17 protein-coding genes are annotated in these 21,409 nt (G+C 68.2%); 13 read left to right on the plus strand and 4 right to left on the minus strand.

Features of this window, described 5'->3' with window-relative positions; translation table 11 throughout:
* Nucleotide 1: 1 nt before the first annotated feature.
* Entirely contained in the window at nt 2-1,345 is a 1,344-nt protein-coding gene (locus BJ987_RS27480) for a polysaccharide pyruvyl transferase family protein (RefSeq protein WP_307869774.1), read from the minus strand.
* Nucleotides 1,346-1,626: 281 nt separating this feature from the next.
* Here BJ987_RS27480 and BJ987_RS27485 point away from each other — a divergent pair, with 281 nt between their 5' ends.
* The 10 genes from BJ987_RS27485 (at nt 1,627) to BJ987_RS27530 (ending at nt 14,181) form a co-directional block, all read left to right on the plus strand.
* Nucleotides 1,627-2,718 (plus strand): glycosyltransferase family 4 protein, encoded by a 1,092-nt coding sequence (locus BJ987_RS27485; RefSeq protein ID WP_209895633.1) that lies wholly within the window; start codon nt 1,627-1,629, stop codon nt 2,716-2,718.
* On the plus strand, nt 2,715-3,869 hold the full coding sequence (locus BJ987_RS27490) for a glycosyltransferase family 4 protein (protein WP_307869775.1): 1,155 nt from the start codon (nt 2,715-2,717) through the stop codon (nt 3,867-3,869). Before BJ987_RS27485 ends, BJ987_RS27490 begins: the two co-directional genes overlap by 4 nt.
* A 76-nt stretch (nt 3,870-3,945) precedes the next feature.
* The gene (locus tag BJ987_RS27495; protein WP_281070533.1) at nt 3,946-5,196 is read left to right on the plus strand and encodes a lipopolysaccharide biosynthesis protein; all 1,251 of its coding nucleotides are present in this window, start codon (nt 3,946-3,948) and stop codon (nt 5,194-5,196) included.
* Nucleotides 5,193-6,209, plus strand: a complete 1,017-nt coding sequence (locus tag BJ987_RS27500) for a CgeB family protein (protein ID WP_209895637.1) — start codon at nt 5,193-5,195, stop codon at nt 6,207-6,209. Before BJ987_RS27495 ends, BJ987_RS27500 begins: the two co-directional genes overlap by 4 nt.
* Nucleotides 6,206-7,561: a hypothetical protein gene (locus tag BJ987_RS27505; RefSeq protein WP_209895640.1), complete on the plus strand. Its 1,356-nt coding sequence runs from the start codon at nt 6,206-6,208 to the stop codon at nt 7,559-7,561. The genes BJ987_RS27500 and BJ987_RS27505 overlap by 4 nt, the downstream gene beginning before the upstream one ends.
* Before the next feature lie 11 nt (nt 7,562-7,572).
* Nucleotides 7,573-8,856 carry a YveK family protein gene (locus BJ987_RS27510; RefSeq protein WP_209895642.1) on the plus strand — a complete coding sequence of 428 codons (1,284 nt, stop codon included), beginning with the start codon at nt 7,573-7,575 and terminating at the stop codon, nt 8,854-8,856.
* The gene (locus tag BJ987_RS27515) at nt 8,853-10,208 is read left to right on the plus strand and encodes a glycosyl hydrolase family 28-related protein (protein ID WP_209895644.1); all 1,356 of its coding nucleotides are present in this window, start codon (nt 8,853-8,855) and stop codon (nt 10,206-10,208) included. The genes BJ987_RS27510 and BJ987_RS27515 overlap by 4 nt, the downstream gene beginning before the upstream one ends.
* A gap of 3 nt (nt 10,209-10,211) precedes the next feature.
* Nucleotides 10,212-11,504, plus strand: coding sequence for a GNAT family N-acetyltransferase (locus tag BJ987_RS27520; protein WP_209895646.1), 1,293 nt, complete (start codon nt 10,212-10,214; stop codon nt 11,502-11,504).
* Between the two features lie 215 nt (nt 11,505-11,719).
* The gene (locus BJ987_RS27525; protein WP_209895648.1) at nt 11,720-13,075 is read left to right on the plus strand and encodes a glutamate-1-semialdehyde 2,1-aminomutase; all 1,356 of its coding nucleotides are present in this window, start codon (nt 11,720-11,722) and stop codon (nt 13,073-13,075) included.
* Entirely contained in the window at nt 13,075-14,181 is a 1,107-nt protein-coding gene (locus BJ987_RS27530; protein WP_209895650.1) for a glycosyltransferase, read from the plus strand. Before BJ987_RS27525 ends, BJ987_RS27530 begins: the two co-directional genes overlap by 1 nt.
* Before the next feature lie 7 nt (nt 14,182-14,188).
* Here BJ987_RS27530 and BJ987_RS27535 read toward each other — a convergent pair whose 3' ends face one another.
* Complete coding sequence (locus BJ987_RS27535) at nt 14,189-14,677, minus strand: hypothetical protein (protein ID WP_209895653.1); 489 nt, start codon at nt 14,675-14,677, stop codon at nt 14,189-14,191.
* Nucleotides 14,678-14,976: 299 nt separating this feature from the next.
* Here BJ987_RS27535 and BJ987_RS27540 point away from each other — a divergent pair, with 299 nt between their 5' ends.
* Nucleotides 14,977-16,986: an SDR family oxidoreductase gene (locus BJ987_RS27540; protein ID WP_209895654.1), complete on the plus strand. Its 2,010-nt coding sequence runs from the start codon at nt 14,977-14,979 to the stop codon at nt 16,984-16,986.
* Nucleotides 16,987-17,044: 58 nt separating this feature from the next.
* On the opposite strand, the gene BJ987_RS27545 is transcribed toward BJ987_RS27540, so the two are convergent.
* On the minus strand, nt 17,045-17,707 hold the full coding sequence (locus BJ987_RS27545) for a cutinase family protein (protein WP_209895656.1): 663 nt from the start codon (nt 17,705-17,707) through the stop codon (nt 17,045-17,047).
* Nucleotides 17,708-18,094: 387 nt separating this feature from the next.
* On the opposite strand from BJ987_RS27545, the gene BJ987_RS27550 reads away from it, so the two are divergent.
* Nucleotides 18,095-18,733: a TetR/AcrR family transcriptional regulator gene (locus BJ987_RS27550; RefSeq protein ID WP_209895658.1), complete on the plus strand. Its 639-nt coding sequence runs from the start codon at nt 18,095-18,097 to the stop codon at nt 18,731-18,733.
* Nucleotides 18,730-20,421: an FAD-binding dehydrogenase gene (locus BJ987_RS27555; RefSeq protein WP_209895660.1), complete on the plus strand. Its 1,692-nt coding sequence runs from the start codon at nt 18,730-18,732 to the stop codon at nt 20,419-20,421. Before BJ987_RS27550 ends, BJ987_RS27555 begins: the two co-directional genes overlap by 4 nt.
* Here BJ987_RS27555 and BJ987_RS27560 read toward each other — a convergent pair.
* Nucleotides 20,408-21,385: an expansin EXLX1 family cellulose-binding protein gene (locus tag BJ987_RS27560; RefSeq protein ID WP_209895662.1), complete on the minus strand. Its 978-nt coding sequence runs from the start codon at nt 21,383-21,385 to the stop codon at nt 20,408-20,410. The two genes, BJ987_RS27555 and BJ987_RS27560, sit on opposite strands and share 14 nt — an antisense overlap.
* Nucleotides 21,386-21,409: the final 24 nt, after the last annotated feature.

The following is a 21,409-nucleotide window of genomic DNA, read 5'->3' on the forward strand; positions in this document are numbered from 1 at the left end:
TTCAGCCCCCTAACCGTTGCACCGGTCGCAGCGGTCCGTCCTCCACCAACCCGAAGACACGCTCCAAACCGGCTCTGCTGGCATCTATCTGGTCCATCGCCCGCTGTTGCAGCGGATCGCGCAGCGCGGGCGCCCCGTCCCAGAGTTCGGTGATCGCGCCGGTGAGCTGCTCGGACAGGTCCGAGTCGTCGAGGTGGACGACGCGCAGGCCCGCGCCGAACATCCCGGCCAGACCGTGGAATTTGTCGTCGTAGTACTCCGAGGCTGTGATCGCGACGGCCGGAATGCCCTGGGACAGGGCGAAAACCGCGAGATGATAGGCGCTGGTGACCAGTACCCGGCAGCGCGCGACCTGGCGGGCCACGTCGTGAGCGTCGGCGCCCCGCCCCACCGGCGGTCGCACGCGCTCGGCGCCGGACAGCAGCGGAAGCGTGGAAAGCCGGTCTTCCGAGGCATATTCGGAGATGATCAGCGGGATCAGCCCCGCGTCGAGTGCGGCGGAGCGGGCGCGCACCACCTTGCCGAGGGTCTCCTGCGCGGCGGCGGTGACTTTCGAGTAGTCGGCGACGCGCAGGCACACCCCGATATCGGTGCCGATCCTGGGATCGCGCAGCCGGTAGGCGAATTCGACGGCGTCGTCACCGGTGACCAGGAACTGTTCGCGGGCGACACCCAATTGTGCGAGCAGTTCGGGACCACGGCGGGCCTCGCGCAGGCCGATGAAATCGACGCCTGGCAATACCTCACCGGCCCGGCGCCACAGCTCCTTGTCGTGCATCGGGCCCAGGCCCTGGCCGACAAGGGCCGCCGGAATCCCCAGTCCGCGAGCATGTTCCAGCAGATCCAAGGTGCGATGGGCCTGATAGCGGTCGACATCGGTGAGATAGCCGCCGCCGAGGGCGAGCACCAGCGAGGCCTCGCGCACCGCGTCAGGGATTTGCACCGGGAACTCCTCTGGGATCTCCTCGGTGTCATCGCCCGAATCCGGTGCGGCATTACGGTTGACAGCTCGCATGGCCCGCAGCCGATCTTTGGGGCCGTCGGTGGCGGCGCGCCACCGGAGGGCGGCGGGACCGACCAGTTTCGTTGCGGCCGTGCGGGTCAGCCAGCTGCCGGACCGCCAGCTCCAGTCCGGCCCGCAGATCGGTTCGACCTCCGGCAACAGACCACGCACGATGGCGGGCTGGTGCGTGAGCAACCCGATGCGCGCGTGCGGCCAGCGCGCGCGCAGCCGTTCGACGGTGACGGACATCATCGCGATGTCGCCACGATTACGCAGCCAGTACTCCCCGTTCTCGACGAGTACGCGAATTTCACGCTCGGCGACGTCGGTTCGCTGTGCCACTGACGTTCCAGTCCCCACAGTTTTGATCCTCCCGCTGGCCCCCCGCGGGTCGGCTCGTCGGCGAGCTCGAACTCGCTGTGCAATTTACACCTGCGCAGCTATCGCGGGCCAGGGTACTCGGACTCCCTTGTTGTGGACCTCAGCGCGCCGCGTTCACCTAGACTGTTGCGCGGGAAGCTGGTTCGGCATTGCGCTGCGGAAACCTTTCATACGCAGGGACGATCGAGGCTAGGAATTAGGGGGCTGGGGTGTCGGCAGAGCCCGAGTTTGTTTCTGTCCATATGACCGGTTCGGAATGGTTCAGCTCGGCGCCCGGTGGACTCAACCGGTATTTCACCGATCTGTTTCTCGCGCTCGCTCGCCATCCCGAGGCGTCGGTCTCCGCGGCGGCTTTCGGCGACGCACCGCCCGCACCAGGGGCGAAATCCTGGGGGCCGGTGGGGCGTTCGACCGCGCGCAGGACGCGCACCGCCTTCCGCGCTCGATCCGACTTGCGTCCCGGCACGGTGCTCGACCGGCATTTCTGTCTGTACGGGCCGGCGGCCGTGGACCGGCGCGGCGGCATGCCGCTGGTCGTGCACTTCCATGGGCCCTGGGCCGCCGAGAGCAGGCTCACCGGGCAGCGCGAATTCGCCACGCGCGCCAAGTATCTGGTCGAGCGGCTGCGGTATCTGCGGGCGGATCGGTTCGTGGTGCTCTCGCCCTACTTCCGAGATGTGCTGAGTAATGACTATCGCGTGCCGGCCGATCGAATCGAGGTGATCCCTCCCGGCGTGGACCTGACTCGCTTCACCGCGGCACCGGTGCCGAACGACTCCGACGTCCGAACCATCCTGTGCGTGCGCCGGCTGGAACGGCGCATGGGCATCGACAACCTGCTGCGGTGCTGGCCCGAGGTGCTCGCCGCGCATCGGGACGCGCGGCTGGTGATCGTCGGCACGGGCACGGCCGAGAGTGAATTGCGTTCGCAGGCAGCACCGCTCGGCGAATCGGTGCGCTTCGCGGGGCATATCGGCGATGACGAGTTGACCGCGTTGTACGCGGCGGCGGAGTTGACTGTCGTGCCCACCATCGCGCTGGAAGGCTTCGGCCTGATCGCCCTGGAATCGCTGGCGGCGGGCCGGGCTCCCATCGTGACCGACTGCGGTGGGCTGCCGGATTCGGTTCGCGGACTGGATCCTTCGCTGATCGTCCCGGCCGGCGACGCCGAGGCACTGGGTTCGCGAATCGTCAGTGCGCTCAACGGTGACCTGCCGGAATCCGCGAAATGCCGTGCGCACGCGGAAAGTTTTTCGTGGGATGTCACAGCGGAGCGACATCTGACGATGTACCGGGATATCAGACGAATCAAGCATCGCGAAGCGACCTCGTGAGGGGTAGCGGTCGGGCGGCGGAGCGCACTCGGGTTCTTTTCCTGGCGCATACCGCCGCCCCCTCCGGTGCCGAACTGGCCACCATGCGGCTGGTATCGGCGCTGGCGACAGTGCCCGGGTTCGAACCGAGTGTTGTCTATACCGAGGACGGGCCGATGGTCGAGCGCATGCGAGCACGCGGGGTCGAAACCCGAGTGCTGCGTGGCACTTTCGACAGTCGCGCGATGACGATCGGGGCGGGCCCGCTGCGGTTGGCGGCCGGATTCGTGGCGCTGCTGCGGCTCGGCTGGTCGATCGGCGGCGCCGCGCGCGAGGCGGATGTGCTGGTCGCGGAGAGCACCAAGGCGCTGGTGATGGGGCTGCTCGCGTCCCGGCGGGCCGGAATTCCGCTGGTGTGGCAGGTGCATGACCGGATCGCGGCCGACTACTTCGGGCGGCTGCCGACCGTGGTGATCCGCGTGCTCGGACGGCTGGCAGCGCACGGGTATCTCGCCAACAGCACGGCGACGCTCACCACGCTGTCCACCGGTCGTAAGCCCGCCGCGGTCGCCTATCCCGGTGTCGAACTAGGCGACGATCTCCAACGGCCCGCCCAGCGCGCGCCGGCGGACGCCGTGGTCGCGGTCGTCGGCCGGTTGAGCCCTTGGAAGGGCCAGGATCTACTCTTGCGGGCGCTCGCCGAAACCAAAGTCCCACCGCGTCAAGTATTTTTGATCGGCGGCACATTCTTCGACGAAGAGCCGTACCGGGCCGAGCTGGAGCGGCTCGCCGCGGACCTCGCGCTGCCGGTGACGTTCACCGGCCATGTCGAGGATCCCGGTCCGTACCTGCGCGACGCCGATGTGCTCGTGCACTGTTCGGTGCTGCCCGAGCCCTTCGGGCAGGTGGTGGTCGAAGGCATGCACGCGGGCTGCGCGGTCATCGCGTCCGGCCCCGGCGGGCCCGCGGAAATCGTGCACGACGGAGTCGACGGACTGCTGGTAGCGGGCGGGGATCAGCGGCAACTCGTCGCTGCCCTGGACACGCTGCTGGGCGATCCGCAGCTGCGGACCCGGCTCGCCGAAGCCGGCCGGATCCGCGCCGTGGACTTCGCGATCGACGCGACCGCGCGCACGGTCGCCGCCTTGCTGGAGCGCGTGCGCCGTGGCTGAATCCAAGCATCGCAAAGCCGACGAAGTCCGCGGCCCGGCCGGGGGCGGCGCGCATCGTTCTCAGGGTGCGGTCGGACTGCTCCGCGATATCGGATACGTCATGTTCGGCAAGTACGGCCAGTATCTGATCACCATCGTGACGGTGCCGCTGATCGCCCGGGTGCTCGGCGCGCACGGCATGGGCCTGGTCGCCATCGGCATGTCGGCGTATTTCCTCGGGTCGTTGCTCGTCGACCTGGGCATCACGCAGTTCCTCGCGGCACGGGTGCACGAGGAGGCCGACCAGCGCACCGAAGCGGAACGGCATGCGCAGATCAACCAGTTGCGCGGCGACTACCTCGCCATTCGCACCAGCATCCTCGCCGTACTCGGCGTGGCTCTGCTGTTCAGCCTGGTGATCCGGCTGCCGGAAGCGGTCGACATGATCCTGCTCGGCCTGTTCGCCGGCGGGTTCTGGTCGGTCTCGGAGGACTGGTTGCTGATCGGCCAGGGCCGGTTCGGCACCTCCACCGCCTACCAGGCGGTCGGGCGCGTCGGCTATCTGATTTTGCTGGTCGCCCTGTTGCCACGGCTGCCGAGCGCCCAGCTGGCGCTGCTGTGCCTGCTCGTTTCCTCGATCCCGACCGTGGCCTTGACCTGGTGGGATTCGATTCGCAAGTACGGCAGGCCGGCCCGGCCGCACCTTTTCGCCGGTGTCTTGCGCACGGGCGCACCGATTCTCACCTCGCGGCTCCTGGTCACCCTGTACGGCCAGGGCGCCGCCGCGGTGTATTCCGCGGTGCTGAACACGGTGTCGCTGGGCCTCTATTCGGCCAGCGACCGTCTGGTCCGCGCCATCCAATCCACCTTGGACCCCATCGGTTTCGCACTGCTGCCCCGGATGGCCCGGCGCAGCGCCGACCATCGGTTCTGGCGGCACGCCCTGCAGGCGCTCGCGCTGTGCGTGGGTGCGGCGACAATCGCGGCCTGCGCGGTGTGGCTGGCCGCGCCGATACTGATCACGCTGGTCTTCGGCGACGAATTCGATGCGGCTATCGCGCTGTTGCGGGTGGAGATCTTCATCCTGCCCGCCACCACCGTGACGTCGTTCGTCACCACCGCGCTGCTGCCGGTCCGCCAGGACACCACCGGCGTGCTGATCGGCGCGATACTCGGCACCTGCGTCGCGGCGGTCGCGCTGGGCATCGCGTTCCGGACCCATTCGGTATGGACGCTGATCTACGGGACCGTCGTCATCGAATTCACCGTGGCCGCTTGGTATCTCACGCGCGTGCGGTGGCTCATCAGGCGCGAGCGCACCGCGCCGGTACGGGAGGGATCGGCGTGAGAATCCTGTATATCGGCGACGACTGGGTCGGCAGTAACGCGCGTTCGCTCGCGGACGGCTTCCGGCAGGCGGGGCACGAGGTGGTGGTGCTCGACTCCACGCCGGTGACGCTGCCGGCGCGGGGTTCGGCGCCGTGGGTCTATTCCAAGCTCGCCGACCGGCGCGCACCCTGGCGGGTGGAACGGCTGCACAGCGAGATCAATCAGGCGGCAACGGCATTCCGGCCGGACCTGCTCTTCGTGTTCAAAGGCGTCCACCTGGATCAACGGCGACTGCTGGACACGCCCGCGCGGCTGCGCGTCCACTACAGCCCGGATGACGTGGCCAATCCCGAGAACACCAGCCCGGAATATCTTGCGCACGAATCCGAATGGGACCTGGTGGTGACCACGAAACGGCACAACGTGCCCGAACTCGAGCAGCGTGGCGCGCGGCGGGTGCTGTTCGTGCGCAGCGCCTACGATCCGGCCTGGCATCACCGCACCGCGCGGCGCGCCACCCGGACCTTCCTGGCCGGTTTCATCGGCGTCTGCCGTCCCGACCGGCGCGACCAATTGGTCGATCTGGCACGGCATTACGGCGACCGGATGATCGTGCGCGGCCCCGGCTGGCGGCGGATACCCGAGTTGCGCGGTACGGGGGCGGCCGTCGGTGGACCGGTCTACGGACAGCAGTACTCGGCCGTGGTCGCGGGCATCACGGCGAATCTGGTGCTGCTCAACTCCGGCAACCGCGATACCCACACCTGCCGCACCTTCGAAGTACCGGCCGCCGGTGGACTTTTCGTCGGTGAGCGCACCGACGAACACGCGGAACTGTTGCGCGACACCGTCGAATGCTTCCTGTTCACCGGCCCCGACGAGCTGCGCGGCATCCTCGACTGGTGCGCCGCGCACCCGGACCAGGCCGCCGCCGTCGCCGCGGCCGGACACCTCCGGATCACCGGAGCCGGGCACCGGTATGTGGACCGGGCCCGGGAGATCGCCACCGCGCTCGAGACGAGCGCGTCATGAGCGCGGGCGCCGATATCGTCCTGATCGCCCTCGCGCTGGTCACCATAGTCATCGCCGCGCTCCAAATCCCGGGCGTCGCACGGGTATTCCTGATCGCTCAGGCCGCGTTCTGGTCGCTGTCGTATGTGGCGCGGCCGGTGGTGCTGCTGCTCGTGCAGCCGCGGACCCATTACGGCGACAACGTCCCCGACCCGCGCCTGGCCGATCTCGGTTACGACCGCGTGATGGCGCTGGTGCTGGATCACGTGGTGTTCGGGCTGTGGGTGTACGCCGGGCTCGTGGTGGCCTACGCGCTCTGGGCACGCCGGCGACCGGCACCCGCCGAACCCGCGCTCAGCACCGACGCCGACTTCGTTCCCGCGCTCGTCACCATGTACGTCGTGGGCCTGCTCGGCCGCGGCGCGACGATCGCGACCGGGTCGGCCGGCCAGGCCGGTGATGTCGGCGCCGCCAATCCGATCCTCAGCTTCGTCACCATTCTCGCGACGGTCGCCGCCATGGGCCTGATCATCTTCCTGCGTCCCGAGCGGCAACAGACCACCGTGCTGGTGCTGGGCGCACTGCTCGCGGTCGAGCTGCTGTGGACGGTCGCGGTCGAATCCAAGACCCCGATCCTGGGCGCCGCCATGGCGGTCGCCGTCCGGTTCGCCATCCTCGGCTGGAACCGCGCCAAGGCCTACGGTGTCGGCGCGATCGGCGTCGTCGGGATCGGGGGCTTCGGCTGGCTACAGTCTTTCAAGACCACCGAATTCGCCAAAGCCGAAGCTGCCCTCACCGATTCGCAATATCCGGCGCTGGTGCGGCCGTTCCTGTCGATCCTGCGCCGCTTCGATCTGCTCGAAGCCGCCACCGACGCCTACTATCACGGCCCCGACTATTGGCTGACCACGACCGAGGTAGTGCGCCACGGGCTGCGCAGCCTGATTCCGGGTCAACTGCTGGGTACCGAGAAGTTCCAGTCCGGCGTGGCCTGGGCCAATGAGGTCCGCGGCGCGTCGGTGGACATGAGCCAGGTGTCGGTGTCGCTGGCCGAGGGCAATGTCAACGAAGGCTATGTGATCGGCGGCTACGCCGGCGTGGCGCTCGGGGTCGCCTTCACCTTCCTGCTGTTGCTGGCCTGGGCGAAATCGCTGTACGCGCGCCACTTCCCGCTCGTCGTCCTCGCACTGGCGATGACCGGGTCCTCGGCGCTGTTCGAGCGCGGCTTCCTCGGCAGCATGGAGAACCTGGGCAAATTCTTGCAGGCGGCGGTGCTGGCGTGGCTGATCTATCTGGCGGTCAAAGAATTCCGGCGGCGCGCCAAACCGCAGCGGAAGCCCGCCGACGTTCCAGCTCTACCCGTAGGGAAATGAGGTTCCGCGCAATGGGATTGACCGACTATCTGAGAATCGCGCGACGGCGCTGGCTGATCATCGTCACCGTGCTGGCGCTGTGCCTACTGGCGGCGGGAGCGTACCTGCGCAGCCAGCCCACCACGTACGTGGCCTCCACCAGCACCTACGTCTCCATGGCGACCGGAACCTCGGTCAACGACTCCTATCAGGGCGTGCTGGCCGCGCAGGGTCGGGTGCGCTCGTATCTAGGGCTGGCCACCAGTGCCACCGTCGCGCAGCGCGTCATCGATGACCTGAGCATCAAGATGTCGGTGGCCGAACTCCGGAGCAAGATCACCGCGTCCTCGCCGCCGGCCACCGCCACCATCATCGTCTCGGTCACCGACGAGAACCCCCAACTGGCCCGCGACCTGGCCAATACCGTGGTCGCGCACTTCCGGCGATTGGTCGGAGAATTGGAGACGATCGAGAAGACCGCCGCACCCGCCGCGCGGGTCGAGGTGATCGACAAGGCCGAGCTCCCCACCACACCGTCCGGACCCCAGGGCACCCGGATCTATCTGATCGGGCTGCTGGCCGGTCTGGCGCTCGGCGGGCTGGCGGCGTTCCTGCGGGATCGCACCGACCGGACGCTGCGCACCTCCAACGACCTCGAAGGCGTCCTGGGTGACCGGATTCCGATTCTCGCCATCCTCGACGAGGGGATGCCCGGCGCGGTCGGCGAAACCCGTCGGCTTCGCACCCGGCTGCTGCGCGACGGCGAGGCGGGCACCATCATGCTGACGAGTCTGTCACCGCACTCGCGGCCGGAGGTCGCCGAGGCGCTGGCGAAGTCGTTCGCCGATACCGGGCGCAATGTGGTGCTCGTGGACGCCGACACCTCGGGTGCTGGAAGTTCGCGGGCGGATTCCGGTCCGGGGCTGGCAGCAGTGCTGCGTGGCTCGACACCGATCCCCGACGCGCTCACCGCGTGGCCGGAAACCGGGCTCACGGTCTTGCCGCTGGGCGCGGTGGACGGGCAGACCGCCGACCTGCTCGCCTCCGACCGGTTCGCCGGCACCCTGGCCAAACTCAGCACCGACTTCGACCACGTGCTGGTAGAGGTGGCGCCGGTGGCCCACGCCGCCGACGCGATCGCCGTCAGCCCGCTGTGCGAGCAGAGTCTGGGCATTGTCGAACTGGGTGCCACCAATATCCCCCAATTGCGCGGCGCGGTGGCGACATTCGGCGCCGATCGGCTTTCCGGCGCGGTAGCGTACAGCAAACCAGGCAACGGCCTGAAACAGTTGATGGGGAAGACAACACGGAGATGACAGACGATGGTGTCGGCCGCCGCAGAATGCTCGCCACCGCGCTGGGTGCTGCCGCCGCACTACCCCTGGCGGCCTGCGCCGCCTCCGATTCCCCCGGCCTGGAATTCCGGTCCCCGCACGTGACCGACGCGCCGTCGGCACGCAACGTCAAGGATTTCGGCGCGATCGGTGACGGTCTCGCCGACGACACCGCCGCGATCGCGCGCGCCGCCGAGGTCGGAGACGCGCCGCTGGTGCTGTACCTGCCCGCGGGCAGGTACAAGGTGACCTCGTTCCCGAAGTTGCCCGATTACGCGACCGTGCTCGGCGACGGCGGCGATGTCTCGCTGATCACCTGCGCGGCCGATGTCGTGCTCATCGAGTTGCGTAAACAGAATCGGGTGCGGTTCTCCCGGCTCGGCGTCTTCATGTCGGGACCGGCCTCGACGGCCGTGCTGCTGGACAACTGTTTCCGGTGCTCCTTCGACGCCGTGGTGCTGCGCGGCAACCATCTCAGCGACAACCATCCGAAATTCGTGCAGCAGCGCGGGGTGGTGCTGGAGGGCGACACCGGGGGCACCGCGTTCATCAACTGCGACATCAATAATTTCGGCACCGGGATCGTCACCTCCTGCATCCAGAATTATGTGACCGCCTCCAAGTTGACCAGCAATTACGTGGGTGTTCTCGGCACGGGCAACAACCACAACGCCGGGTTGGCCCTGACCAACGTGGAATTCGTGTCCGACCGAGATCCACGCACCACGGTCCATCACATTCGAGTCGACGGCGCGTCCAATGATTGGTGGCTGACCAATGTGTGGTTCGAGGGGGCCGAGACAGCCCTGTCCATCGGTGATGCCAAGCGCGGCGGGCCGTCGCAGTTCGGCATGGTCAATTGCAAAGTGGCGGCCCGGACGGTCGGGGTGGACCTGATCTATTGCCGGCAACCGTATTTGGCGAACGTCATCTTCGACAAAGATCTGGACAAGGCCCCCACCGATATCCGGGTCGACCACACGGGATGTCCCGAGGGCACCGCGATCAACTTGATCTCCACCAACACCGACGATCTGGAACCGGCCATTTTCCCGGACGGCTGGACCGTCATCAGCCGTGACAGCATGCGCACACCGTTCTTCGCCGGGACCATGGTCGGGCGAGCCGGGGCCAGCGACACCGATATCTTCCAAGCTCAGGGCCCGGACCGCGCGGTGCGGGCGGCCGTATTGGCCAGTGGCGCTTGGCTTTCCGACCGGCCCGACGCCGGAGTCGTGCTCAAGGACACAGCCGGGAGTTATTGGCGGCTGACCGTGTCCACCGACGGTGCGCTGGGCACCACGCCGCTAGGCCGCCAACGACCCAGGGAGTGAACCGTGCCCCACGGTGCCGTGTCCCTGTCCCGGATCCGCTTGGGTCCGGCGCGGTTGCACAACGTGACGGTCGTGTTGCGGCCGCCGAGGTTCGACGACTACGCCCAGTGGCGACGGATCCGGTTGCGTGACCAACGCCATATCGAACCGTTCTGGACGTCTTCGCCGCTGGACTGGTCCGCGCGCCATACCGGAAAGCTCTGGGTCCGTGAGGTGCTCGACAGTCGCGCCGACGCGCGGGCCGGGCGTCGGCTCGGCACGGTGATCGAGGTGGACGGCCGGTTCGCCGGTCAGATCGAGCTCGGGTCTCTCTGCGCCGGTACCGGAGAACTGGGCATCTGGGTGGACGCGCGGCTGGCCCGGCACGGCATCGGCGGGCTCGCCGTGGCGATGATGCTGGACTTCGGGTTCCGGCGGGCCGGGCTGCACCGGATCACCGCCCCGATCTCGCCCGCCAACAAGGGAACTGCCGCCGGAGCGGCGGCCCTCGGCATGCGCCGGGAAGCGTCGATGACGGGCTACTTCGACGTCGGAGGCGCGCGGCGCGACCACGACCTCTGGGCGGTCCTGGCGTCGGACATGCCACCGGAAGGCGCGACGGCGAACTGGATCGCCCGGCACGCGGGCAGCGATCCGGTGCCGGAGGTGGCCGAGCAGGACGTGGCCGCGCTGAGCCGGGCTACGGTGGCCCGCGCGACCGTGCGCTACTTCGCGGGCCGGGCCTTGCACTCCGCCGATCCGCTGCGCGCGCGCACCGAGCTGCGATTGCGCGACCCCGAGCATCCGGAGGTGGTCGTTCGTACTCGCCGATTCTCGGACTGGTCCCGATGGCGCGACAGCCGCCTCCGGGCCCGGGACCGGCTGGCCCCGGCCACAGCCGAGTCGGACTGGACTGCGCGGCATGGTTATTCGCACTGGATCCGCGAGTACTTCAGGACCCGCGCCGGATTGCGCTCGCCCGGCGGGTTGGTGCTGGCGGTGGAGGTGGACGGGGTGTACACCGGTGAGGCGCGTCTGTTCGAGCTGGACATGTTCGACCGGAATGCGCGGATGTTCGTGTGGATCGAGCCGCCGCGGGACGAGATCTGGGAAACCGTGCTGCGCCTGCTGATTTCGCAAGGCTTCCAGACGCTGGGGTTGTGCCGGATCGCCACCGCGATCGAACCGGAGGACACTGTCGCGGCCGAGATAGCCGGGCGCGTCGGGATGATCCGGGAAGGACGGATGCGTGAATTCGTGGCGCCCACCGGACGCCGGGCGGATCACGACCTGTGGGCGATTACGGCACCCGGGTGAACCGGCGGCGGCCCGCGTGCGTTCCTCCGGGTATGTCGCAGGGTTCCGGTAACGAAACATCACCGCCACCCGACGGGTTTACAGTGGTCCGTAGATCCCTCGCGCGCAGCAATTTCCACCCCGTCGGCATTCGCCTTCCAACCATTTCCGAGCGCGATCGGTGCGACGGGCATTCGAGTGCGCGTGTGTGTTACCCACCGTCGGAGGAGCCTGTCATGCCCGCGCCCAGCGAAGAACCACCCGTCCGACATCGCCGATTCACGCGCAGCAACGAAATACAGGCCCGGCTGCACGATCTGGTACCCGGCGGCGCACATACCTACGCGCGCGGTTCCGACCAGTATCCCGAGCGGATGGCGCCGATTCTGGTGCGCGGCAATGGCGCCCGCGTATGGGACGTCGACGGTAACAGCTATGTCGAGTACGGGATGGGGTTGCGCGCGGTCACCCTGGGGCACGGGTTTCAACCGGTGCTGGAGGCGGTTGGCCGGGCCATCGCCGACGGTGTCGGTTTCAGCCGGCCTTCCGAGCTGGAACTGCTTGCCGCGCAGGATTTTCTGAGGCTGGTACCCGGCGCCGACATGGTGAAGTTCGCCAAGAACGGCTCCGACGCCACCACCGCGGCGGTGCGGTTGGCGCGCGCGGCCACCGGGCGCACCACGGTCGCGATCTGCGATCAGCCGTTCTTCTCCGTCGACGACTGGTTCATCGGGACCACCGCTATGAACAGCGGGATTCCGCCGTCGGAGAGCACCGTGCGGTTCCGGTACAACGATCTGCCGGCACTGGCGGCGGTACTGGAATCCGGTCCGGTCGCCGCGGTGCTGCTCGAAGCCGCCACCGCGCTCGCCGAACCGGAACCCGGTTTCCTGCAAGGGGTTCGGTCGCTGTGTGACGCGCACGGCGCACTGCTGGTCTTCGACGAGATGATCACCGGGTTCCGCTGGTCGGCGAGCGGGGCGCAGACGGTGTATGGGGTGCGGCCGGATCTGTCGTGCTGGGGCAAGGCGATGGGCAATGGATTTCCGCTGTCCGCGCTCGCGGGCAAACGGGAATTCATGGAACTCGGTGGTCTGCGCACCGACCGGGAGCGGGTGTTCCTGCTGTCCACCACGCATGGACCGGAGACGGCGTCGCTGGCGGCTTTCCGCGCGGTGGTGCGGGAATACGAGACCGGAGACCCGATCGCGCGCATGGAGCATGCCGGGCGGTTGCTCGCCGAGGGCGTCAACGCCGTCGCGGCCGAGTTGGGCATCGGCGATTACCTGCGGGTGCTCGGCCGCCCGTCATGTTTGATCTACCGCACCTGCGACGCACAAGGGCAACCGTCCCAGGCCTTCCGGACACTGTTCCTCCAGGAATTGCTGGAGCGCGGCGTGCTCGGCCAATCCTTCGTCACCTCGGCCGCGCACACCGAGGCCGATATCGCCGAGACGGTCGGCGCTTGCCGGGAAGCCGCCATCGTCTACCGCAAAGCACTTGAGCAGGGCAGCGTCGAGGGGTTGCTGATCGGCCGCCCGGTGGCGCCGGCCATCCGCCGCCACGCGGCGCCGCGAAGATTGGAATCCTGATGAGTTTTCCGCGCATGGCGCTCGTGCACGAGCGGTTCACCGAACTCGGCGGCTCGGAAACCTGCGTCGCCGAATTCTTCGAGAACTGGCCGCGTGCGGAAGTCTTCGCGCCGATCGTCGAATCCGACAGTGTGCGTCCGCCCCTGCACACAGTGCACGACACCTGGCTGAGCAAGGCGCATGCCGCGGTCGGATCGCACGCGCCCCTCATGCCCCTGCTTCCGCGCGCCTTCCGGAAACTGCCGCTGCGCGACCGATTCGACGCGGTGCTCATCAGCCATTTCGCCTTCGCCACCCAAGCGGTGTTCGCCACCGATGCCCCGACCATCGCCTACGTGCACTCACCGGCCCGCTGGGCGTGGGATCCCGCTTTCCGAGCCCAGGAAGCGGGCGGGCGCCTCGGGCAGTCCGCCCTCTCGGTGCTGGGCGAATTCACCCGCCGCAACGAACTGCGCGCCGCTCTGCACCTCACCCACGTGATCGCGAATTCCCGGGCCGTCGCCGAACGCGTCCACGACTGGTGGGGACTGCCCGCCTCCGTCGTCAACCCGCCGGTGCACGTCGACCGTTTCACCCCCGACGCCACCATCGCCCGCGACGATTTCTTCCTCTGCGCGGGCCGCCTGGTCCCCTACAAGCGCGCCGATCTCGCCATTCGCGCCGCTCAGCGGGCAGGCGTGCGCCTCGTCGTCCTCGGTGAAGGCCGCTTCCGCCCCTATCTGGAGTCCATCGCGGGCCCGGAAACCACCTTCCTCGGCGCCGCCTCCTTCGAAGTCCTGCTCGACACCTACCGCCGCGCCCGCGCCGTGCTGATGCCCGGCGTGGAAGACTTCGGCATCGTGCCGGTCGAGGCCATGGCCTGCGGCACCCCCGTGCTCGCCGCCGCGGCAGGCGGCGCGCTCGACACCGTCCTCCCCGGTGTCAGCGGCGAACACGTGCCGCACGGCTCCGACGAGACCGTCATCGAGGGCTTCGCCAAGGCCATGGCTGCATTCAGTGCGGCCGACTACGACTCGGACACCATCCGCGAGCACGCATTGTCCTTCTCCCCCAATATCTTCCGGGACCGGATCGCGCGCACTGTCGACGAGGTCATCGCCGGCTAGGCACGGACTACCTGGCGATCGTCACTGTCGGGCAGTAGTGCCGGATGGTGGTGAGGATGGTTTCCGGGGTGGCGCCGAGGTCGGTGGTGGGGATGGAGTGGAGGTCGCGCAGGCCGGGGAGGATGGTGAGCCGGGCCCCGGTGGCTTGGATGAGGGCGATTTCGGGCCAGGCGAAGGTGGTGGCGGTGCCGTCGTGCACGTGCGTGAGTCCGGCCGGGGTGATGATCAAACGGGTTGTGGTGCGAAGGATTTCGCGGGCCAGCCAGAGGCTGCCGCAGCCCAGGGCGGTCCAGAGCAGGCCGAGCCCGAGGCCGAAGGCGGCGCCGAACTGGTCGTAGGAGGGGTTGGTCCGGTCGGCGATCGCGGCCAGCGCGGACAGGACGACAACGGTTCCGCCGCCCGCGAAGACCAGCCCGACGAGCAGGCAGAACCAGTAATCGAGCAGCGTCGCTTGCGACTGCCGATACGTCGTAGACGCCCCGTACACCACCGCCACCACCGAAGTATCCGAAGCGGCCGGACCACCCGTCCACCGATCGCCCAGTCTACGGCGGGCCGGTGCCGAGTTCCCCGCACATGAGGTAACTGGAAAGCGTTGTCACACATACCCTCTGACCTGGGCGGAGAGGGTGACCAGTTCCACACCGTGTCGTTTTGCCGCCACCTGCACCGAGCTATTACAGTTTCTAATCAGTCGGGCCGCAGGTGTTCCCCGGCTTCTCTTATCCGCATCCATTGCTGCATGTCGGATCGGCGTTGTGCCACAAGACGATCAAGACAACAGCAGGAGGAGCGATGGTTTCCTACATCGTTACAGGCGGTACCGGTTTCCTCGGGCGACGAGTTGTGCAGGAGTTGCTCGACGCCGAACCCGAAGCGATCGTGCACGTCCTGGTGCGCGAGGCGTCGCTGGCCAAATTCGGTGAGCTGGCCGCGAGCCGGCCCGGCGGCGAGCGGCTGTTCGCGCTGCTCGGCGACTTGACGGCGGAGAACCTCGGCCTGCAGGACAATCCGCCCGCGGCCGATCACATCATTCATCTGGGCGCTGTCTACGACATGGGCGCGGACGAGGCGACGGCGCACGCGGCCAATGTGGCGGGCACCGAAGCGGTCATCGCGCTGGCTCGCCGGCTCGGCGCGGTGCTGCATCACGTGTCGTCGGTAGCCGTCGCGGGTGACCACAAGGGCAAATTCTTCGAAGAGGACTTCGATCTCGGTCAGCAGCTGACCTCGCCCTATCACCGCACCAAGTTCGCGGCCGAGAAGCTGGTCCGCGACGCCGAGGGATTGCGCTGGCGGGTGTACCGGCCCGCGATCGTCGTCGGCGATTCACGCACCGGCGAGATGGACAAGATCGACGGCCCCTACTACTTCTTCCCCGCGATCGCGAAGCTGGCCGGGCTGCCCGCCGAGCTGCCGATGCCGCTGCCGGATCTCGGGGCCACCAATATCGTCCCGGTCGACTACGTTTCGGCCGCGATGGTCGAATTGGTCCGCCGCCCGGGTCTGGACGGGCGCACATTCCACCTGGTCAACCCGGAGCCGCAGCCGTTCGATGAGATCTATCGCGCGCTCGCCACGGCAGCGGGCGGCCCGACCGGAGTCGGCGTCGTGCCCGGCAGCGGGTTCGCGCTGAGCGGTCTGGCGCAACTACCCGGCGTCCCGGCCGTCCGCGACTTCCTTTTCGAACAGGCCGGCATTCCCGCCGCCGTCGCCCCGCATGTCGGCTTCACCGCCGAGTTCGTCTCCGACTCCACCCGGGCACACCTGCGCGAGGCCGGCCTGACCGTGCCGTCGTTCGACAGCTATGCCGAACGCCTGTGGCAGTACTGGCGGGCGAACCTCGATCCCGACCGGGACCGTCCCGGCTCCGGGGACTCCTTCGCCGGCCGCATCGTGCTGATCACCGGTGCCTCCTCCGGTATCGGACTGGCCAGCGCGCACGCCGTCGCGCGCCGCGGCGCCACCGTGCTCATGGTCGCCCGCGGCCGCGAAGACCTCGACGCCGCAGTGGAATCCGTGCGCGCGGACGGCGGGTCGGCATTCGGCTATCCCTGCGACATCACCGATCCCGAAGCGGTCGAGTTGCTGGTCAAGACGGTGCTGCACGACCACCGGCACGTCGACTACCTGGTCAACAACGCGGGCCGCTCGATCCGGCGCTCGGTGGTCAACTCCACCGACCGCATGCACGACTTCGAGCGCACCATGGCGGTCAACTACTTCGGTGCGGTCCGGCTGATCCTGGCCCTGCTGCCGTCCATGCGGGCGCGGCGCTTCGGCCACATCGTCAACATCTCCTCTATCGCCGTGCAGACCAAGGTGCCTCGTTTCGCCGCCTACGTCGCGAGCAAGTCCGCCCTGGACAATTTCTCCGAGATCGCCGCCGTCGAAAACCGCGACGCCGGAATCACTTTCACCTCCGTGCGGATGCCGCTGGTCCGTACCCCGATGATCGCCCCCACCGATCTCTACCGCAGCCTGCCGGTGCACGACCTGGACCAGGCCGCCGCCATCGTGCTGCGCGCGCTGCGCGAGCGCCCGCATCGCATCGACACCCCCGTCGGCACCTTCGCCCAGGCGGTGGACCTGCTGATGCCGTCGGTGAAACGCTCCATCCTGCACCAGGGTTACCGCATGTTCGGGGAATCCCGGGCGGCACAGGGGGTCGAGCCGAAGCCGGACAGCAAGCCGAGCGCCACCCGTAGTCCACTGACGACGCTGGCCCCGGTGCTGCTGCCACTGATGGCGCTCCCCACTCCCGCTGCTCGCGTCACCAGGATGATCCCCGGGCTGCACTGGTAACGCGGCACAGTGGGGTCGGCAGCCGCCGACCCCACTGCCCGGATTTCCCGGTCCGGTTCTATATCCGGCCGGCGGCGAAGTCCGCGGCCGGCCACATCGCCCACCCGTAGTGCGAATGCGCGGCCCAATCGAGGCCGCCGCCGCACACCGGATCGCCTGCGGTGCAGTAGTTTCCGGTGCGCCAGCCATAGGCGCCGGGCACACCCCAGCCGAGCAGGCGGTTGGGGTCACCGAACAGCAGCACCGCGGCCACTCTGGGCTCGATCCAGCCGGGCAGGTGGTGTACACCGCCCAGCGAAGTCACGTTGCCCGTGCCGAGCACACCGTGCACCACGAGGGCGCCCTGCGAATATCCGACGAGGACGAAGCGCTGATCCGGGCACCGCGCGGCCTGCTGCTCGAGGTGTGCGGTCAGATCGCGGGTGCCGTCGCTGACGGACCAGGGCACGGCCAGGTTCGCGGGATAGTCGACCGAGTACGCCGTGGTATCCACCGGAAGCGCCTGCCGCAGCGTCTCATACAGCGGATCGCCGACGGCGCTGCCGAGCCATCCGGGCTCGCCCGTGCCCCTGGCGGCCACCACATCCACTGCGGCACAGGGGTTCGCCCAGGCCGTCGTCGTGCCCAGGCTCGCCGCCGCGACGGCGGCGGTGCAGATCAGCAACGCGAATGCCCTTGCCGCCCGCCACCTTTCGAAACGAATAGTCTTCCGGTTTACCATCGTGATCACCCAACTCACGCCGTTGTGAGCGGCCGAGTGTGACGATAGTCAGTGACTATCACTCGGCCGTATATCCGCGAAGGTAAGAATCGCCGGGGTGACCGTCAAGCAATCGGAGTCAAGCGAGACCCGCTCGGCACGCAATCGTTGCACGCGGCGGCCTCGCCAGCACCGAATGTCGGGCGCGCCCAGGTGGTCTCGGCAGTCGTGGAGTGAATCGCGCACGCGCCGAACGGTTGTCCGTCCGCTCCAGCGTGCCCACCGCGCCGTCGCCAGGAGCAACCTCATGCTCAGCTATCCATTCGGGCGCGCATCCCGCACCCATCTGATACATTTCTGTATTGAATACAGTTCTGTATCGAACTGTCGCACGGTGAGGAGGTTCGGTTGGCGTCGGCAACAGGCGCGCCGCGGGTCACCCGCAGGCGCGTGGAAACCAGGAATCGCCTGCTCACGGCCGCCTACGAGGTGTTCGCCGAGGAAGGATTCGGGCGGGCCTCGGTCGAGCGCGTCTGCGAGCGGGCCGGGTTCACCCGGGGCGCGTTCTACTCGAACTTCAGCTCACTGGACGAGCTGTTCCTCGCCATGTGGGAACAACGATCCGCGGACATGCTGGCCGATGTGCGCGCCACACTCGACGACATCTCCGTCGACGGCGTCGAGGACATCGCCGCCGCGGTGGACCGCCTGGTGCGTGCGGTGCCGCTCGACGAAGCCTGGTTTCGCATCACCGCCGAGTTCACCGCGCACGCGCTGCGCACTCCGGCGCTGCGCCGGGTGGTGGCCGCCCGCGAGGAGTCGATCGTCGCCGCGCTCATTCCGACGATCGTGGCCGCCCTGGCCCGGGTCGGGCGCGCCGTGCCCGACCCCATCGCACTCGGCCAAGCGCTCGTCGCCGTGCACGACGGGACCGCCGTCCAAGTCCTGATGGAACCGCGCAGCCGCCAGGTCCGGCGACGGCGCGCCGACCTTTTCTGCCACGTGGTGCTGGCCTACAGCATCCCCTCCACCGAAGGATCGCTATGAAGAACTGCACCCCCGAATTCGCCGACGCGGCCGAGGTCATCGTCGTCGGCGCGGGCCTGGCCGGACTGGTGGCCGCCTACGAACTGAGCAAGGCCGGCCGCAAGGTGCACCTGCTGGACCAGGAGAACAGCAACAACCTGGGCGGACAGGCGTTCTGGTCGCTGGGCGGATTGTTCTTCGTCGACAGCCCGGAGCAGCGCCGCCTGGGCATCCACGATTCCTATGAACTGGCGCTGCAGGATTGGCTCGGCTCAGCCGGTTTCGACCGCGACGACGAGGACCACTGGGCCCGGCAGTGGGCCGAGGCCTACGTCCGGTTCGCCGCCACCGAGAAGCGAGATTACCTGCACGACTTGGGATTGCGCGTGACGCCGCTGGTCGGCTGGGCCGAACGCGGCGGGGGTTTCGCCGACGGGCACGGCAATTCGGTGCCCCGGTTCCACCTCACCTGGGGCACCGGACCGGAGGTCGTGCGCGTCTTCGCCGAGCCGGTCCTGGAAGCCGAGCGAAAGGGCCTGGTGGGCTTCAGCTTCCGGCATCGCGTGGATGAGCTGATCGTGGAAGACGGCGCGGTCGTCGGCGTGCGCGGCAGCGTGCTGGCGGACACCGATCTGGAGCGCGGTAAGGCATCCTCGCGAGACCTGGTGGGCGACTTCGAATTCCGCGCGCAGGCTGTGATCGTCACCTCCGGCGGCATCGGCCACAACCATGAGCTGATCCGGCGCAACTGGCCGGTGGATCGTCTGGGTCCCTGCCCCCGGACCATGATCTCGGGCGTTCCCGCGCACGTGGACGGACGCATGCTGGCCATCTCGGAGTCGGCGGGCGGCGCGATCGTCAACCGGGACCGCATGTGGCATTACACCGAGGGCATCATGAACTGGGATCCGATCTGGCCCGACCATGCCATCCGGATCATCCCGGGCCCGTCCTCGCTGTGGTTCGACGCGCACGGAAAGCGTTTGCCCGCACCGTGTTTCCCGGGTTTCGACACCAACACCACCATGAAGGCGATCCTGGCGACCGGCGAGGACTACTCGTGGTTCGTGCTCACCCAGTCGATCATCGAGAAGGAATTCGCCCTGTCGGGTTCCGAACAGAACCCCGACATCACCGGCAAGGATCTCAAACTCACCCTGAAGAGCCGCGTCGCGAAAGGCGCACCCGGGCCGGTCGAAGCTTTCAAACAGCACGGCGCGGACTTCGTGGTCGCCGACAACCTGCGCGATCTGGTCGAGGGGATGAACAAGATCGCCCGCGGCCCGCAATTGGACTACGACACCCTGGAACGCCAGATCGTGGCACGCGACCGCGAGATCGGCAACAAGTACAGCAAAGACAGCCAGCTGATGGCGATGACCAACGCGCGCCAGTATTTCGGCGACAAGGCCGGCCGGGTAGCCAAACCCCATCGCATTCTCGATCCGGCGGCGGGCCCGCTGATCGCGGTCCGGCTCAACATCCTGACCCGCAAGACCCTGGGTGGCCTGCAAACGAACCTCGAATCCCAGGTCATCCGCGCCGACGGCGCACCGCTCCCCGGCTTGTACGCCGCAGGTGAAGTCGCGGGCTTCGGCGGCGGCGGCGTGCACGGCTACAACGCCCTGGAGGGCACCTTCCTCGGCGGCTGCATCTTCTCCGGCCGCGCGGCGGGCCGGGCACTGGCCGCGCGGCTCAGCGCCCGCTGACTATCCCCGCTTTGCATTCCGCCAATGCCCGCGCGGTTTCCAGCCGCACCGGAGTGGAGGGCAGTGTGGTCGGTGCGGACGACGGCGCTGGTGTCGTCGGATCGGCGATCGCCGGTTCCGGTGCGGGTTCGGTGGTGTAGAGGCGGGCGCCGGTCCGGTGCGGGCCCGGATCGAGGGTGAGGCCGTAAATTTCGGTGGCGTTGTCGTAGAGATCGGTGACGCGGACCGCGAACGGGCCCTCGCCCGCGCCGGAAATGGTCCAGTGGTTGTCGGTGCCGCGGGTCAGCTCCTGCCAGTCATCGCCGTCGGCCGGACGGATCGCCACCCGCCGCAACGGATTTCCGGTATTGCTGAACAGGATGGCCAACCAGCTCGCCGAGGAGTCGGACTTCACCTGGTAGCCCACTTCGGGCGCCGGATCCGGATCGCGCACGACGCTGTAGCGGATGTCCGCAACACCCTGTGCGGGGTCGGCGATCCGCTCGAAGGCGGCGATACTCAGATCCAGTTGCCCCGGTGCGCATCCCGGGCAGCGGTCGGCGATGAGGACGCGCACGTCGCCCTGGGGTCCGTGCACGTCGAGGTAGGCGCCGCAGAGGTCGGCGGTGCTGTACTCGTGGGTGGAGATGCCGACGTAGAACCCGTCCACCGGAAGATCCTGATACGAGCAGGCGACATCGGAACCGAACGAGTAGTAGCGCGCTTCTCCCGGGACTGCGGCGGACGACTCCGCCGGCGGCGCCGCCACCGGAGTCGTCCGCTTGGTGGCGACGCCGGAACTGCCGGGCGGCACCGCGTTCTGCGTGGTGGCCATGATGTCGGTGGCGGTGGGAGCCGCCTCGCAGACGATCGGTTCGGGGCGTGCCACCCAGACGACGACACCCACGACCGCGATCAGCCCGCCGAGCGCCGACCACGCCCAGCTCGAACGAAATTGATCTTGCCGCAGAGGTATTCGGTGCACCGCTGTCCCCGGCTTCCGACTCAC

The sequence above is a fragment of the Nocardia goodfellowii genome, from assembly GCF_017875645.1.
Classification (GTDB): Bacteria; Actinomycetota; Actinomycetes; order Mycobacteriales; family Mycobacteriaceae; genus Nocardia; species Nocardia goodfellowii.

What these genes read in the sequence shown, in the direction of transcription:
- BJ987_RS27530 (WP_209895650.1), top strand. Translation starts at nt 13,075, where the DNA reads ATGAGTTTTCCGCGCATGGCGCTCGTGCACGAGCGGTTCACCGAACTC.
- BJ987_RS27510 (WP_209895642.1), top strand. Translation starts at nt 7,573, where the DNA reads ATGGGATTGACCGACTATCTGAGAATCGCGCGACGGCGCTGGCTGATC.
- BJ987_RS27515 (WP_209895644.1), top strand. Translation starts at nt 8,853, where the DNA reads ATGACAGACGATGGTGTCGGCCGCCGCAGAATGCTCGCCACCGCGCTG.
- BJ987_RS27505 (WP_209895640.1), top strand. Translation starts at nt 6,206, where the DNA reads ATGAGCGCGGGCGCCGATATCGTCCTGATCGCCCTCGCGCTGGTCACC.
- BJ987_RS27555 (WP_209895660.1), top strand. Translation starts at nt 18,730, where the DNA reads ATGAAGAACTGCACCCCCGAATTCGCCGACGCGGCCGAGGTCATCGTC.
- BJ987_RS27525 (WP_209895648.1), top strand. Translation starts at nt 11,720, where the DNA reads ATGCCCGCGCCCAGCGAAGAACCACCCGTCCGACATCGCCGATTCACG.
- BJ987_RS27485 (WP_209895633.1), top strand. Translation starts at nt 1,627, where the DNA reads ATGACCGGTTCGGAATGGTTCAGCTCGGCGCCCGGTGGACTCAACCGG.
- BJ987_RS27545 (WP_209895656.1), bottom strand. Translation starts at nt 17,707, where the DNA reads ATGGTAAACCGGAAGACTATTCGTTTCGAAAGGTGGCGGGCGGCAAGG.
- BJ987_RS27540 (WP_209895654.1), top strand. Translation starts at nt 14,977, where the DNA reads ATGGTTTCCTACATCGTTACAGGCGGTACCGGTTTCCTCGGGCGACGA.